Here is a 14,047-nt window from a genome sequence, read left to right as displayed (position 1 = left end):
CCATGAAAGCGGTCTTCCCCAAAGCCTTGCGCAGCTTCGCCCGGGATCGCAGCGGCTCCGTCTCGCTCGAGGCGCTGATCGTGCTGCCGATCCTGCTCTGGGCCAACCTTGCCACCTTCGTCTATTTCGACGTCTTCAATAAGATCTTCATCAACGAAGCCGCCACCTACACGCTGGCCGACATGATCTCGCGCCAGACGCAGACGGTGACGCCCTCCTATATCCAGGGCATGGCCTCGCTCTACGACTACCTGAACGGGCAGACCTCGCCCACGGCGGCGGCGCAGACCTGGGTGCGGGTGACCTGCATCACCTATTCCTCCGTCTCCAAGGAATATTCGGTGGTCTGGTCCTACGGCACCAACAACCAGCCGGCGCTGACCACCGCGATGCTGCAGTCCACGGTGAAGAGCCTGCCGGTGATGAGCGGGGGGGACACGCTGATCCAGGTCGAGACACAGATGCATTACGTGCCGAAGTTCAACATGGGTCTGACGCCGCGCGATCTTTACCAGCTCGTCCTGACCCGTCCGCGGATCGCGCCGCAGGTGGCCTTCTCCTCAAGCTGAAACCGGCGACCACCCGGCCAGTCCCGGCCGCCCCGCGGCGGCGCCATCCGCCGCCGGTTGCGGGGGGCAGGCCGGCGCGCTATCTGGGGCGCGTCCAAGGAGTGCCGCCGATGCCTGTCTTCCTGTCCACCGCCGATGCCGGCTTCGAGGCCGATTTCAAGGCGCTGCTCTCCACGAAGCGCGAGGATGCGCCCGACGTGGACGAGGCCGTGGCCGCCATCATCGCCGACGTGCGGGCCCGCGGCGACGCGGCGGTGATCGCACTGACGGAGCGGTTCGACCGGCTCGCGCTGACCCCCGAGACGCTGGCCTTCTCGGCCGAGGAGATCGAGGCGGAATGCGCCAAGGTCCCCGCCGCCGAGCGTGATGCGCTGGAACTCGCCGCCGAGCGCATCCGCGCCTATCACGTCCGCCAGCTGCCGGAGGACCAGCGCTGGACCGATCCCGAGGGTGCGAGCCTCGGCTGGCGCTGGACGCCGGTCTCGGCCGCGGGCCTTTACGTGCCGGGGGGGCTCGCGTCCTACCCGTCCTCGGTGCTGATGAACGCGATCCCGGCCAAGGTGGCGGGGGTGGAGCGGCTGGTGATCTGCGCGCCGACGCCCGGCGGGCAGGCCAACCCGCTGGTGCTGCTCGCGGCCCGCCTCGCCGGGGTGGAGCGGGTCTATCGCATCGGCGGCGCGCAGGCGATCGCCGCCATGGCCTATGGCACCGAGACGATCGAGCCGGTCGACAAGATCACCGGCCCGGGCAACGCCTATGTGGCCGCCGCCAAGCGCCGCGTCTTCGGGCGTGTCGGCATCGACATGATCGCGGGGCCGTCCGAGATCCTGGTGATCGCGGACGCCGACAACGACCCCGACTGGGTCGCGCTCGACCTGCTCAGCCAGGCCGAGCATGACGAAAGCGCCCAGTCCATCCTCGTCACCCCCGATGCGGGCTTCGCACGCGCCGTCGCGGCGGCGGTGGAGAAGCGGCTTGAAGGGCTGGAGCGGCGCGCCATCGCAGGGGCGTCCTGGCGCGACTACGGCGCGGTGATCGTGACCCGCGACCTCGCCGAGGCGGCGGCGCTGTCGAACCGCGTCGCGCCGGAGCACCTGGAGCTTTGCGTCGCCGATCCGGAGGCGCTGTCGCAGGCGATCACCCATGCCGGCGCGATCTTCCTCGGGCAATGGACGCCGGAGGCGATCGGCGACTATGTCGGCGGGCCGAACCACGTCCTGCCCACCGCGCGCTCGGCCCGGTTCTCCTCCGGCCTTTCGGTGATGGATTTCCTCAAGCGCACCACGCTGGCGCGGATGACGCCCGCGGCGCTGGCCGCCATTGGCCCGGCGGCGGAGCGGCTGGCGATCTCCGAAAGCCTGGAGGCCCACGGCCTTTCCGTCCGTGCCCGGCTCGACAAGCTGAACGGCGCGGGCTGAGGCGCGGCTTGAGCAGGGCGAGCGCCTGCCCGCGGGCTGGCGCTCGCCCTGCGCCTTCGGCGCGCACCGGGCGGAACGGCGCATAGCTTGGCCTCGGCGGGTGCGCGATGAATGCGTACCCTACGGGGAAGAGCGCCCCGCCGGCGCATCCGTCCGCCACGTCCGGCTTGCGCCGCCGCCTCTCCTCGGGCATCACGGGGGCTTGACCAGGGGCCCGCCATGACCGACCGCATCTGCGCCATCGAGATCGACGACACCGGCCTCGCCCCGCCGACGCCCGAGATCGAGCAGGAGCGGCGGGTGGCCGTCTTCGACCTGCTGGAGGAGAATTCCTTCGCGCTGCCGCCCCGCGACGGCCAGCCCGCGCCGCCCGGGCCCTACCGGCTGAACCTCGCCATCCGCGACGGCCGGCTGGTGGTCGACATCGCCTCGGAAACAGGAGAGCCGCTCCGCGCCTTCCACCTTTCCCTTGGCCCGTTCCGGCAGGTGGTGAAGGACTATTTCCAGATCTGCGAAAGCTATTTCGAGGCCGTGAAACGCCTGCCGCCAAGCCAGATCGAGGCGATCGACATGGCCCGCCGCGGCATCCATGACGAGGGCGCCCGGGTCCTGATCGAACGGCTGGAGGACAAGGCTGTGGTCGACCGCGCCACCGCCCGGCGGCTCTTCACGCTGATCTGCGTGCTCCATTGGGGATGAGCTTGGGCAAGCTGCCGACATCGGTCCTGTTCTGCTGCGACCACAACGCCGTGCGCTCGCCGATGGCCGAGGGGCTGATGAAGAAATTCTACGGCCATGCGCTCTACGTCCAGTCCGCGGGGGTGAAGAACGACCTGGAGGTGGACGGGTTCGCCGTCGCCGTCTGCCAGGAGATCGGGGTGGAGCTTGCCCGCCACCGCGCCCGCAGCTTCGAGGAGATGCGGGAATGGGGCGACGACCTTTCCGGCTTCGATCTGGTGGTCGCGCTTTCGCCCGCCAGCCAGAGGCAAGCCCTTGAGCTGACGCGCTATTATCACCTCGAGGTGGAATACTGGCCGATCCTCGACCCGACCGGCCTGGGCGAGTCGCGGGAGGCGAAGCTCGCCGCCTACCGCCAGTCCCGCGACCAGATCCGCGACCGGATGGTCGCCCGCTTCGGCCCGCCGACCCAGCCGGGCTGAGCGCCGCTTCAGTCGCGGTCCGGCGCGCCGAGGGGGAAGAGATGCCGGTAGGGCCGCGCTTCCTCCACCGCCCGCGCCACCGAGGGCCGCGCCAGCAGTCGGGCACGGTAGGCCCTCAGATGCTCGTGCTCCGCCGGGATCTCATGCGTCCAGTCGGCGTAGAAGAGCGACGGCGCCGCCGCGCAATCCGCCATCCCGAAGACCTCGCCCGCGGCCCAGGTCCGGCCGGCCATGACCCCGTCGAGCCAGACGTAGATCCGGTCGAGCAGCCGGCGGCCCTCGACCACGGTCTGCGGCGCGCGCACGTCCGGCGCGCGCAGGCTGTCGTTCACCATCCACTGCACCGGGGTCATGACGTAATTGTCGAACACGCGGTCCATCATCCGCACCTCGACCGCCGTCCCCGGATCCTCCGGGATCAGCCGCGCGGGTCCGGGGTGGGCCGCCTCGAGATATTCGATGATCGCGGTCGCCTCGAAGACCCGCCGCTCGCCCTCCACCAGCACCGGGAACTTCGCCAGCGGCCAGAGTTCCCTCAGCGCGCCATAGGTCGCGCCATCGTCGTCGAGCGAGCGATACTCGAAGGCTGTCCCCCGCTCGTAAAGCGCGATCAGCGCCTTCTGGCTGTAGGACGAGAAGGGATGGGCGATCAGCGAAATCATGGTGCACTCTCCGTTAACCCGAGTGCCCTTTCGATGGCGCTGAAATGCTCCTCGGTGCCTTCCACCCGCAGCGCGGTGCCGTCACTGCCGTCGAGGAAGACAATCTGCTCGGTATAGGCCGCCCGCGTGCCGCCCGCCCGGGAGGTGAGGGTCAGGCTCGCCAGGGTGATCGAATGGAAGAGGTCCGACAGGTGCAGGTCATAGGCGAAGACCAGCCGCGCGTCGGGCTCGACAAGGTGGTAGCGGGCGTGGAACCGGGTCCGCAGGCCCGTCGCGGCGATCAGGCCCTCCGTCCGCTCCTCGCCGCCGGGGCGCACGTCCATCTCGCGCCGCTCCTCCTGCCAGCCGGGCGGGCCGGTGAACCAGCGCGCCTTCAGCGCCGGGTCGGTCCAGGCGCGGAAGACCCGCTCCGCCGGGGCGGCCCAGTCGCGGGTCAGGGTGAAGGTTCCGTGGCAGATCGGCGCGGTCATGGGTTTTCTCCGCTATCGCCGGATGCCTCCGGCCCTTCCTCCGGCGCCGCAAGCAGGGCGCCGAGCGCGTCGAAGCGCCTTTCCCACAGCTGACGCCGGGCGGTGAGCCAGGCCTCGACCTGCTCGAACCCGCTGCCCGCGATCCGGCAGGTCCGGGTGCGGCCGCGCTTCTCGGTCTCGATCAGCCCGGCGCGTTCCAGCACCTGCACATGCTGCACGATTGCCGCCAGCGTCGCCTCGAACGGCTCCGCCAGCGCGCTGACCGAGGCGGGGCCGCGGGCCAGCCGGTCCACCATCGCCCGGCGGGTCGGATCCGCCAGCGCGTGGAAGGCCTTGTCGAGGGAATCGCTACGGTCAAGCATATGCTTTACTATCATCCGGGCGGGGAATACTCAAGCAATCCCTTCAGTGTTCCTGCCATGCGCCCTGCGCCGCACCGCCGCGGCACGACTTTGCCCTTGATAAATGCCCGTTTCGGGAGCATTTAGAGCGCGCCCGCGCCCACGCGGAGCTTGCTACGGAGTGACCATGGCCAAGGAAGAACTGCTCGAATTCCCCGGCGTCGTGAAGGAACTCCTGCCGAATGCGACATTCAGGGTCGAGCTGGACAACGGCCATGAACTGATCGCGACGATGGCAGGGAAGATGCGCAAGAACCGCATCCGCGTTCTCGCCGGCGACAAGGTGCAGGTGGAAATGACCCCCTACGACCTGTCGAAGGGGCGCATCAACTACCGCTTCAGGTGAAATTCATCCTCGGCTCCGCCTCCCCGCGGCGGCGGGAGCTTCTGGCGCAGCTTGGGCTGGTGCCGGACGAGATCGTCCATCCCGACATCGACGAAGACCCCGCCAAGGGGGAGCTTCCGCGCCCCTATTGCCAGCGCATGGCGCGGGAGAAGGCGGCCGCCGTCGCGGCCGGCCCCGATGAGGTGGTGCTCTGCGCCGATACCACCGTCGCCCTCGGCCGCCGCATCCTCGGCAAGCCGCGCGACGCGGGCGAGGCAGCGGAATTCCTCGTCGCGCTCGGCGGGCGGCGGCATCAGGTGATCACCGCCGTCGCCGTGAAGCGCGGCGAGCGGCTCTGGCAGCGCGAGGTGGTGACGGCGGTGAAGATGAAGCGGCTCTCGGACGCGGAACTGAACGGGTATCTCGCCAGCGGCGAATGGCAGGGCAAGGCGGGCGGCTACGGCATCCAGGGCCGGGCAGGGGCCTTCATCCCCTGGATCTCCGGCTCCTTCACCGGGGTCGTGGGCCTGCCTGTGGCCGAAACCGCGGCGCTGCTGACGGCCGCGGGCCTCCTCGTGCACGGAGCGGGCGCATGAAGGGCCGCACCGTCGCTCTGGGCCAGATCGCCGGCCGCGGTGCCGCGGCGTTGATCGTCGACGGACAGCTGGAGGACCTGCTGCTCGATCCGCCAGAGGATGCCGCCACCGCCGCGGGCGCGATCTTCCGCGCCGTCGCGGACCGGCCGGTGAAGGGCCTCGGCGGCGTCTTCGTGAAACTGCCGCAGGGCAGGGGTTTTCTGCGTCAGGCCAAGGGCGTGGCGGCGGGCAAGCCGCTGCTCGTCCAGGTCACGGGCCCGGCCGAGCCGGGCAAGGCGCTGCCGGTCACGACCCGGCTCCTCTTTCGCTCGCGCTACTGCATCCTCACCCCGGGCGCGCCCGGCCTGAACATCGCCCGTGGCATCCGGGACGAGGACGCCCGCGCCCATCTCGCCGCCTTGGCCCAGGAGGGCATGGAGGGCGCCGATGAGGAGCTGGGCCTGATCCTGCGCTCCGCCTGCGCCTCTGCCGAGGCGGAGGAGATCGCGGCCGACCTGGCCGAGACCCGCGCGCTGGCAGAGGCCGTGATGGCCGATCTCGACGGCCCGCCCGAACTGCTGCTCGACGCACCCGACGCGGCGCTTTCGGCCTGGCGCGACTGGGCCGAGCCCGCGCCCGACGAGGTCGACGACAGCCCCACCGCCTTCGCCGATCACGGGGTGGAGGAGATGGTCGACGCGCTCCTTTCCCCCGCCGTGCCGCTGCCGGGCGGCGCGAAGATGTTCATCGAGCCGACCCGCGCCCTGATCGCGGTCGACATCAACACTGGCGCCGACACCTCGCCCGCGGCGAGCCTGAAGGCCAATATCGCGGCCGCCCGCGCGCTGCCCCGCCAGCTGCGCCTGCGCGGCCTCGGCGGCCAGATCGTGATCGATTTCGCGCCGATGCCCAAGCGCGACCGGGCGACGCTGGACCAGGTTCTCAAGGCCGCCTTCCGCCATGACGGGGCGGAGACGGCGCTGGCCGGCTGGACGCCGCTGGGAAATTACGAGATGCAGCGCAAGCGCGATCGCCTGCCGCTGGCGGCGAGCCTTGGCGAGGGGGGCGCGGCATGAGCTGCCCGATCTGCGGAAGGCCGGCGGACGAGAAATACCGCCCCTTCTGCTCGCGCCGCTGCGCGGATATCGACCTCGGCCGCTGGCTGAAGGGCGATTACGTCATCCCCGGCACGGCGCTGGAGGAAGACGACGAGATCGGCGAGCAGCGCCCCGAAGACCCGCCGCCGCGCCCGCATTGACGGCGCCGCACGCGGCGTTGGATTTTTCGTTCGATCCCTCTGGACAGCCCCCCGCTGCTCCCCTAATACACCGCAACCCGGAACGCCGATGCGTTCCCCCGTGCCCGGGTAGCTCAGGGGTAGAGCAGTGGATTGAAAATCCTCGTGTCGGTGGTTCGATTCCGCCCCCGGGCACCACTTTTCCAAGCTAGATCAGATGATTGGTTCTGCTGCTGCCAAGTTTTCCCTCGGTGGGTTCTGTCAGGACAGCACAGCGTCGTTTGCGATCCCGAACAGAAGCGCCTCTGTCGACCAATGCCCCCTTGGCCCTGACGGAAACTTCCTTTTGCGCTCGGGCCAAAGGCAGGCGTCGGGAGGGGACACACTTCGATGCCTGTTCACAGCCGATGACGGCCCGATGAAAATCGCACACCCTGGCGCAGACCCCCTGACCCGTTGACCGGCATCGGTTCCGTCTGCGACCGTGGGGCGGAATGCGGCTATCCTTCCGCGCAGGCCATCCTACATTAGAGGGTGTCGGCAACGGACAGCGAGATATGGGATGAAACGTGCCTTGCTCACTGTCGTCTGGAAGCTTCGCAGGGCATGCAGCCTCGGGCTGGGCGTCCTCATTCTCGCATTTCTCGTGGTACCGGCATCTGCGCAACAGCGCCCCAAGGTCTATGTCCTGTCGCTGGACAGCGCCGTGGGACCGGTGAGCGCGGGGTATGTCGTCGACGGTTTCAAGCAGGCGGCGGCGGGGCGGGCGGATGCCGTCGTGTTGCAGATCGACACGCCGGGCGGGCTTGATACCGCGATGCGGCAGATCATCCAGGCGATCCTGGCGTCGCCGGTTCCGGTCATCGGTTATGTGTCGCCCAGCGGGGCAAGGGCGGCCAGTGCCGGGACCTATATCCTTTATGCCTGTCAGCTGGCCGCGATGGCGCCCGGCACCAACCTTGGCGCGGCCACGCCGGTGAGCCTGTTCGGCGGCACCAAGCTGCCGGGGAAGGCCGCCTCCGGGGACGGGGGGGCCGCAGCCGGGTCGCAGCCCCCTGATGCCGAGGCGACGAAGGTGACGAATGACGCCGTCGCCTATATCCGTGGCCTCGCAAAGCTGCACAACCGCAATGCCGACTGGGCCGAGAAGGCGGTCCGCGAGGCCGCGAGCCTGCCCTACGATCAGGCGCTGAAAGAGGGGGTGATCGATCTTGTCGCGCCGAACCTGCCCGCGCTTCTGCGCGCCGCGGACGGCCGGACCGTCACCCTTGCCAGCGGGCCTGTGACGCTGCACCTCGCCGGGGCGGAGCTGGTGCATATCGCGCCCGGCTTCCGCATTCGCCTGCTCTCCGCGCTGACCGATCCGAACATCGTGCTGATCCTTCTGTTGCTCGGGGTCTACGGCCTGGTGTTCGAGTTCAGCCATCCCGGCCTCATCGCCCCCGGCGTCATTGGCGCGATCAGCCTGCTTGTGGCGCTCTACGCCCTCAGCATCATCCCCGTCGATCTTGCGGGCCTTGCGCTGACGGTCCTCGGCCTTGGCCTGATGGCGGCAGAGGCCTTCGTGCCCTCGTTCGGGGCGCTGGGGCTTGGCGGGGCAGGGGCCTTCCTGCTGGGCGCGCTGATGGCGTTCGACACGCCGGGCTACCGGCTTTCCCTGTTCGTCGCCATCGGTGCCACGCTTTTTGCCGCCGGACTGTTCCTTATCGTGCTTGCCATGCTGATCCGCGCCCGCAGGAAGCCGAAGACCTCGGGCGATACGCGGCTCCTGGGCGCCACGGCGCGCGTCATCGACTGGTCCGACGCGACAGGCGAGGTCGAGGTTCTGGGCGAACGCTGGTCGGCCAGGGGGCCCGCGGGCCTTGTCGCGGGCCAGCCGGTGCGGATTGCGGGACGCCAGGGACTGACGCTTGACGTGGTACCAGAATGAAAACGCCCGGCCTGTGCCGGCCTCATAAGTCAGGAGTTCAACCATGCCGATCACCATGACGATCTACCTCGTCATTGCCCTTCTCGCCATTCTGGTGCTGGCCTCCGCCATCCGCGTTCTCCGGGAATACGAACGCGGGGTGATGTTCACGCTGGGCCGCTACACCGGCGTCAAGGGACCGGGCCTGATCCTGATGCTGCCCTACGTCCAGCAGATGGTGCGGGTTGACCTGCGCACGCTGGTTCTGGACGTGCCGAGCCAGGATGTCATCTCGCGCGACAACGTCTCCGTGAAGGTGAACGCGGTCCTCTATTTCCGCGTCGTCGATCCCGACAAGGCGGTGATTCAGGTCGAGGACTACATGGCCGCCACCAGCCAGCTTGCGCAGACCACGCTGCGGTCGGTCCTCGGCAAGCACTCTCTGGACGAGATGCTGTCCGAACGCGACAAGCTGAACGCCGACATCCAGGAGATCCTCGATACCCAGACAGAGGCCTGGGGCATCAAGGTGACCAATGTCGAGATCAAGCAGGTCGACATCTCCGAAGGCATGATCCGCGCCATCGCCAAACAGGCCGAGGCCGAGCGCGTGCGGCGCGCGAAGATCATCAACGCCGAGGGCGAACAGCAGGCCGCGCAGAAACTGGTGGAGGCGGCCCAGATCATGGGCGAAGCGCCAGCCTCGATGCAGCTGCGCTATCTTGGCGCGCTGCACGACATTGCGAGCGACCGCACCAACACCATCGTCCTGCCTCTCCCGACCGATCTGATCGAGGCGCTGGCCGCACGATCCGGCCAGACGGGCGCACCGTCCAAGTAGCGCCCTTCACGCCATCACGGTGACCGGCTCCCATTGCCGGGGCTTCGATTTGAGCTCGGTCCGGGCCGATGCGGGCCCGGTGCATCCACTGAAAGGGGCCGGGTTGCGCAAACCGGCTGACGGCCGGGCGTTCGCCTTTCGTGGGCGGACATCTGCGATCACTGTGACGGGTCTGCTGCCGGCGGCTAGGCCGGCAGGACAGCCGAGGCGTCGACCACCCGCGCGAAATCCGCTTCCAGGTGAGCCATCGTGACGTCGAATATCACCTGTGCCGACTGCCCCGCTGCAGGCAGATCAAAGCCGATCACCGCATCACGGACGACGGTCATGTTGAAGCCCAGATCGGCCCCGTTCCGAACCGTGCTGTTGACGCAAAACCCGGCGACCGCCCCCGTTACGACAAGATCGGTAATGCCAGCGCCCTGCAAATGCGCCGCAAGCCCGGTCGAGGCAAAGCCGGAAGACGTCCGCTTCACGAAGACAGGCTCGCCGTCGGCGGCCTCGGCGCAGGACATCGGGGGAAACCCCGGCGCGCCCGCATTGAGGGGCGAGGCCGGATCGTCGTCACGATGCCTGATGTGAACAACCGGCAGGCCCCTTTCGCGGAACGCATCGGCGAGGGCGGCGATCCGCCGTGGAGCATCCGGGTTCACACAGTCCCGGCCGGCCTCGATGCGATGCTGCATCTCCATCTGAATGTCGATGATGACCAACGCCTTCACGATCAAGCCTCCTGCGCTTCTGTGGGGTGAGCTAGCACTTTCGGCAGCGCGCCGGCAACGTCTGCGCGCGGCCGCAATTCCATGCCGCGCCCGACGTGCTGCAACCCGCCTTACGAGGCCCGCCGCAGACCGGGTGACCCCGCTTTGCTGGTATCCTGAAATAAACAAGGATGCCGGGGTCGGTGGTCCCTTCAGGCCGCGTCCCGGGCCTCTCGCTGCAGCGGAAGTTCAATGCAGAAAGTGGTCCCGACCCCCTCGGCGCTGGTCAGCTGGATGGTGCCGCCATGATCCTCGACGATGGCCTTGGCAATGCTCAGGCCCAGGCCGGTCCCCTTGGGCCGGCCGTCCTCTGCCGGGTATGCTTGCGCAAAGCGCTCGAACACCAGACCCTGCATGTCTTCCGGGATGCCCCTCCCGCGGTCCCGCACGAGGATCTGCACCGTCTGCGACATGTCGCGAAGCTCGACGTCGACGACCTGGCCGACGTCCGAAAACTTGGAGGCATTCGACAGGAGATTGTTCAGGACCTGGATCATCCGATCCTGATTTGCCCTCACGACATGGGGTTTCCCGGTTCCGATGCTGTTCAGCGTCACACCGAGTTCGGCGGCATAGCTGGCATTGGCGGCGACCGCTTCCCTGACGATGTCCGACAGGTCGGTGGACTCCAGCTGCATGTCCAGGCGCCCGGACGCAATCTTTTCCAGATCCAGCAGGTCGTTGATCATCGCCACGAGCCGTTCGACATTGCGCAGCGCGATGCCGAACACGCCATGCGCCTTGTTCGGCAGCGGGCCGAGCGTTCCGGCCATACCAAGTTTCAACGCGCCCAGCACCGAGGTGAGCGGCGTGCGCAGTTCATGGCTGACATTCGCGAAGAAGGCCTTTTGCTCCGCTTCGATCTTCTTGCGGCGCGTGATGTCGCGGACGACGGCGACGAAGCGCCTCTTGCCGTCGAGCCGCTCGACCACCTGAAGGTTCACCTCGATCGGGCGCCCGTGATGGAAGGACTCGTAGGTCAGCGCCTCCTCCTGCCCCGAAAGAAGGGGGGCGGCGCGCTCGCGAAATCTGGCCTCCACGAAGTCGATTGCCGTGTCCGCCAGAGTCTTTCCCACCACGTCCTCTTCGGACCAGCCGAGAAACCGGCGCGCCCGGTTGTTCAGATATTCCAGCCGCAGGTCGCTGATGGAGAAGACATAGACCTCGTCGCTGAGGCGGCCGAGCAGGTTGCGGCTCTCCCGCTCCGCCTGCCGTTCCTTATGCGCCGTGATATCGGTCCTGAGCGATACCGTGCGAACCACCCTGCCGGACGCATCGGTCATCGGGACGATCGTCGTGCTGGTCCAGAGCGGCGAGCCGTCCTTGCGGATCAGCTTCGTTTCGCTTGACCATTTCTGGTCAGCCGAGAGATGCCGCCTGATCTCGGACGCGCCGGCCGAGCCCGGGGCCAACAGGAAGTCCCCCAACCGGCGGCCTAGAAGTTCCTCTTCCGCGTAGCCGGTCGTGGCGGTGAAGGCTTCGTTGACATAGACGAGCTTTCCGTCCGCATCGGAGATATTGACCATCGCATGGCTGTTCATCGCGGACCAGAGAACCAGCAGGTCATCGGTCGTCCCGGCCGCATCCGTTTTGACACCCCGGGATTTGACGAGGCTTTGCCAGACGATCTGGGCCAGCAGGGTCAGGAGGCATCCGATGCAGGCAAATGCGGCGCAAAGAACCACAATGGTCTCGGCGTGACTGAGACCTCTCAGCTCCAACAACTGCACTGCCTTAGCCCCTCTGCAACTTCGCATGCTTCGATCTGACTGTGCCGGCCCGCCCGGACCGCAAGACGAAACCGAAATATGCGTCGCGTCGTTTCTGATGCTGGGACAATCACGGTCCAGCGCAGGCAATGTCATACCGAATTGCGCAAAAAGTATGACCATTCCATTCGAGCGGGGGGTAAACGGTCCGCGCCCTGCCTTTGACGGGCGCTCTGGGGGTGACCTGCGCCTGGGGCGTGCCGTCGGGTCATCGCGGGTTCCAGCTTGCCGTCCGCGCAGCGCGAGCTGACCTGGGCACGGGCCTTGCCCCTTCTGCCGCGATCCAGGCCGCCCTGGCATGTTCGGGCTGCCTGCCTGTGGTTTCGATGCTACAGCCGTGGCCGCTTTGTCGGCCTGCGGGCAGTTAGGCCTCTTGGCGACGGCGGACGACGCAGTAGCGTGCCGCGCATGCAGGACGATCCGCTCGCCGCTTATCTGAACGACGTCGCCGAAAGGGATCGCGCAGCGTTCGACGCGCTTTATTCGGCCGCCTCCGCGAAACTTTTCGGTGTCTGCCTCCGTATCTTGGACAATCGCGCAGAGGCCGAGGAGGCCCTACAGGAAGTGTTCACACGCGTCTGGATTAATGCCGGCCGGTTCGATGCGGACCGGGGCAGGGCGATGACATGGTTGATCGCGATCGCGCGCAACCACTGCATCGATCGTCTGCGCGCCCGCACCGACGAGGTCCTGCCCGACGACACCGGCGATCCCTTCGCCCAGATGCCCGACCCCGCGCCGGGGGCCGAGGCGCGCACGATCGCGCGCGGCGAGGCGCGGCGGATATCGGACTGCTTCGACACGCTCGAACCAGCCCGCGCCGAGGCGGTGCGCGGCGCCTATCTCGACGGGTTGAGCTATGCCGAGCTCGCCACCCGGCACGCGATCCCGCTCAACACTGTCCGCACATGGCTGCGCAGGGGGCTTCTTCGGCTGAAGGAGTGTCTGGAAGCATGAGCACGCCGCACCCCCCCATCCCCGACGAGGGCGACGACCTGCTGGCCGCGGAATACGTGCTGGGCGTGCTGTCGCTGCCCGAGAGGCTGGCGGCCGAGGCCCGGTTGCGGGACGATCCCGCCTTCGCCGCGCGGGTCGCGGCCTGGACCGCCCATCTTTCCCCGCTCGACGCCGATTACCCCGAGGTACCCGCGCCGAACCTTCTGCCGCAGATCGAGGCGCGGCTGTTCGGGCGGGCGGAGCCGGCCGCGCGGCGCGGCTGGGGCCGCAGCGTGGGGCGGCGCTGGCTGCTCGGCGGGCTCGGCGCAGGCGCGGCGGCGGCGGTGGTCGGGGTTTTCCTGGCCCGTCCGGGCAAGCCGCCCATGCTGACGGCAGAGATCGCCACAGCGAATGGCGCGCTGATCTTTCAGGCGCGCTACGATGCCGGGACCCATGTCGCGACGATCACGCGCACCAAGGGGCAGGGCCCGGGGGCTGCGAAGGATTACCAGCTTTGGGTCATCCTGCCGGGGAAGGCCCCCAGCCCGGTCGCGCTGGTCAGCGCGCCGCGCCTGCGGGTGACGCTGCCGAAGCTGGTCGCGGGCGACACCCTGGCCGTCAGCCTCGAACCCGCGGGCGGCTCGCCGAACGGAAAGCCCACGCAGGTTCTCGGGGCAGGCGTCCTGACGCGGGCCTGAACGCGCCCGGGCGCCGCGCTGCATCCGCCACGCCGCACCGGCCGTCACGCCTCCCGTTCACGCCTTCGTGTTCTGGCCATCCGAAACTTCGCGCCGCGGCCCTCCGTAACTCCGGGCATGGATCGGGATAATCCGGTCCGCTTCCTCAGGAGGACCAGACATGACCATGACTTTCCGCGGCCTTGCCGCTGCTACCGCTCTGGCCATCAGCACCGTGGCCGCGCAGGCCAACCCGATGGTCGGCGGCGCGCCGATGTATGCCAACAAGAACATCATCCAGAACGCGGTGAACTCCAAGGATCACACCACCCTCGTT

The 14,047-nt window shown here is 68.3% G+C and carries 17 protein-coding genes and 1 tRNA gene; 13 read left to right on the top strand and 5 right to left on the bottom strand.

The genetic code is table 11. The features are described 5' to 3' along the window. Positions 1–2 precede the first annotated feature (2 nt). The 4 genes from EIP85_RS08000 (at position 3) to EIP85_RS07985 (ending at position 3,147) form a co-directional block, all read left to right on the top strand. Positions 3–569, top strand: coding sequence for a TadE/TadG family type IV pilus assembly protein (locus EIP85_RS08000; protein WP_127901656.1), 567 nt, complete (start codon positions 3–5; stop codon positions 567–569). Between the two features lie 110 nt (positions 570–679). Then, a complete protein-coding gene (gene hisD, locus EIP85_RS07995) occupies positions 680–1,987 on the top strand; it encodes a histidinol dehydrogenase (protein ID WP_127901655.1) in 1,308 nt (435 codons plus the stop codon). A 219-nt stretch (positions 1,988–2,206) separates the two neighbouring features. Then, positions 2,207–2,686 (top strand): UPF0262 family protein, encoded by a 480-nt coding sequence (locus EIP85_RS07990; protein ID WP_127901654.1) that lies wholly within the window; start codon positions 2,207–2,209, stop codon positions 2,684–2,686. A 62-nt stretch (positions 2,687–2,748) separates the two neighbouring features. Next, complete coding sequence (locus EIP85_RS07985; RefSeq protein ID WP_422067209.1) at positions 2,749–3,147, top strand: arsenate-mycothiol transferase ArsC; 399 nt, start codon at positions 2,749–2,751, stop codon at positions 3,145–3,147. Positions 3,148–3,155: 8 nt separating this feature from the next. Here the strand turns inward: EIP85_RS07985 and EIP85_RS07980 are convergent, their stop codons facing one another. The 3 genes from EIP85_RS07980 to EIP85_RS07970 are packed head-to-tail and all read right to left on the bottom strand — an operon-like array spanning position 3,156 to position 4,641. Beyond that, positions 3,156–3,809 (bottom strand): glutathione S-transferase family protein, encoded by a 654-nt coding sequence (locus tag EIP85_RS07980; RefSeq protein WP_127901652.1) that lies wholly within the window; start codon positions 3,807–3,809, stop codon positions 3,156–3,158. Beyond that, entirely contained in the window at positions 3,806–4,279 is a 474-nt protein-coding gene (locus tag EIP85_RS07975; protein WP_127901651.1) for an SRPBCC family protein, read from the bottom strand. Before EIP85_RS07975 ends, EIP85_RS07980 begins: the two co-directional genes overlap by 4 nt. Then, positions 4,276–4,641, bottom strand: coding sequence for an ArsR/SmtB family transcription factor (locus EIP85_RS07970; protein ID WP_127901650.1), 366 nt, complete (start codon positions 4,639–4,641; stop codon positions 4,276–4,278). The genes EIP85_RS07975 and EIP85_RS07970 overlap by 4 nt, the downstream gene beginning before the upstream one ends. Before the next feature lie 166 nt (positions 4,642–4,807). Between EIP85_RS07970 and infA the strand changes: the two genes are divergently transcribed. From infA to EIP85_RS07935, 7 genes are all read left to right on the top strand, one after another. Continuing rightward, positions 4,808–5,026, top strand: a complete 219-nt coding sequence (gene infA / locus EIP85_RS07965) for a translation initiation factor IF-1 (protein ID WP_127901649.1) — start codon at positions 4,808–4,810, stop codon at positions 5,024–5,026. Then, positions 5,023–5,601 carry a Maf family protein gene (locus EIP85_RS07960; protein ID WP_127901648.1) on the top strand — a complete coding sequence of 193 codons (579 nt, stop codon included), beginning with the start codon at positions 5,023–5,025 and terminating at the stop codon, positions 5,599–5,601. Before infA ends, EIP85_RS07960 begins: the two co-directional genes overlap by 4 nt. Beyond that, a complete protein-coding gene (locus EIP85_RS07955) occupies positions 5,598–6,656 on the top strand; it encodes a ribonuclease E/G (protein WP_127901647.1) in 1,059 nt (352 codons plus the stop codon). The genes EIP85_RS07960 and EIP85_RS07955 overlap by 4 nt, the downstream gene beginning before the upstream one ends. Beyond that, positions 6,653–6,838: a DNA gyrase inhibitor YacG gene (locus EIP85_RS07950; protein ID WP_127901646.1), complete on the top strand. Its 186-nt coding sequence runs from the start codon at positions 6,653–6,655 to the stop codon at positions 6,836–6,838. Before EIP85_RS07955 ends, EIP85_RS07950 begins: the two co-directional genes overlap by 4 nt. 102 nt (positions 6,839–6,940) lie before the next feature. Further along, positions 6,941–7,015: transfer RNA gene (locus EIP85_RS07945), tRNA-Phe, on the top strand. Positions 7,016–7,379: 364 nt separating this feature from the next. Then, entirely contained in the window at positions 7,380–8,747 is a 1,368-nt protein-coding gene (locus EIP85_RS07940) for an NfeD family protein (protein WP_127901645.1), read from the top strand. A 43-nt stretch (positions 8,748–8,790) separates the two neighbouring features. Beyond that, positions 8,791–9,567: a slipin family protein gene (locus tag EIP85_RS07935; protein ID WP_127901644.1), complete on the top strand. Its 777-nt coding sequence runs from the start codon at positions 8,791–8,793 to the stop codon at positions 9,565–9,567. A gap of 185 nt (positions 9,568–9,752) precedes the next feature. On the opposite strand, the gene EIP85_RS07930 is transcribed toward EIP85_RS07935, so the two are convergent. Together EIP85_RS07930 and EIP85_RS07925 are read right to left on the bottom strand one after the other, a co-directional pair. After that, positions 9,753–10,289 carry an isochorismatase family protein gene (locus EIP85_RS07930; RefSeq protein WP_241559931.1) on the bottom strand — a complete coding sequence of 179 codons (537 nt, stop codon included), beginning with the start codon at positions 10,287–10,289 and terminating at the stop codon, positions 9,753–9,755. A gap of 191 nt (positions 10,290–10,480) precedes the next feature. Beyond that, positions 10,481–12,058 carry a PAS domain S-box protein gene (locus EIP85_RS07925; RefSeq protein WP_164871672.1) on the bottom strand — a complete coding sequence of 526 codons (1,578 nt, stop codon included), beginning with the start codon at positions 12,056–12,058 and terminating at the stop codon, positions 10,481–10,483. A 447-nt stretch (positions 12,059–12,505) separates the two neighbouring features. On the opposite strand from EIP85_RS07925, the gene EIP85_RS07920 reads away from it, so the two are divergent. Continuing rightward, positions 12,506–13,054: a sigma-70 family RNA polymerase sigma factor gene (locus EIP85_RS07920; protein WP_127901642.1), complete on the top strand. Its 549-nt coding sequence runs from the start codon at positions 12,506–12,508 to the stop codon at positions 13,052–13,054. Continuing rightward, on the top strand, positions 13,051–13,731 hold the full coding sequence (locus EIP85_RS07915) for an anti-sigma factor (RefSeq protein ID WP_164871671.1): 681 nt from the start codon (positions 13,051–13,053) through the stop codon (positions 13,729–13,731). Before EIP85_RS07920 ends, EIP85_RS07915 begins: the two co-directional genes overlap by 4 nt. Positions 13,732–14,047 lie beyond the last annotated feature (316 nt).

This window comes from Solirhodobacter olei, assembly GCF_004010155.1.
GTDB classification, from domain to species: domain Bacteria; phylum Pseudomonadota; class Alphaproteobacteria; order Rhodobacterales; family Rhodobacteraceae; genus Solirhodobacter; species Solirhodobacter olei.
Note: the sequence above shows the minus strand (reverse complement) of the source record. Positions and strands in the feature narration are given on the sequence as shown.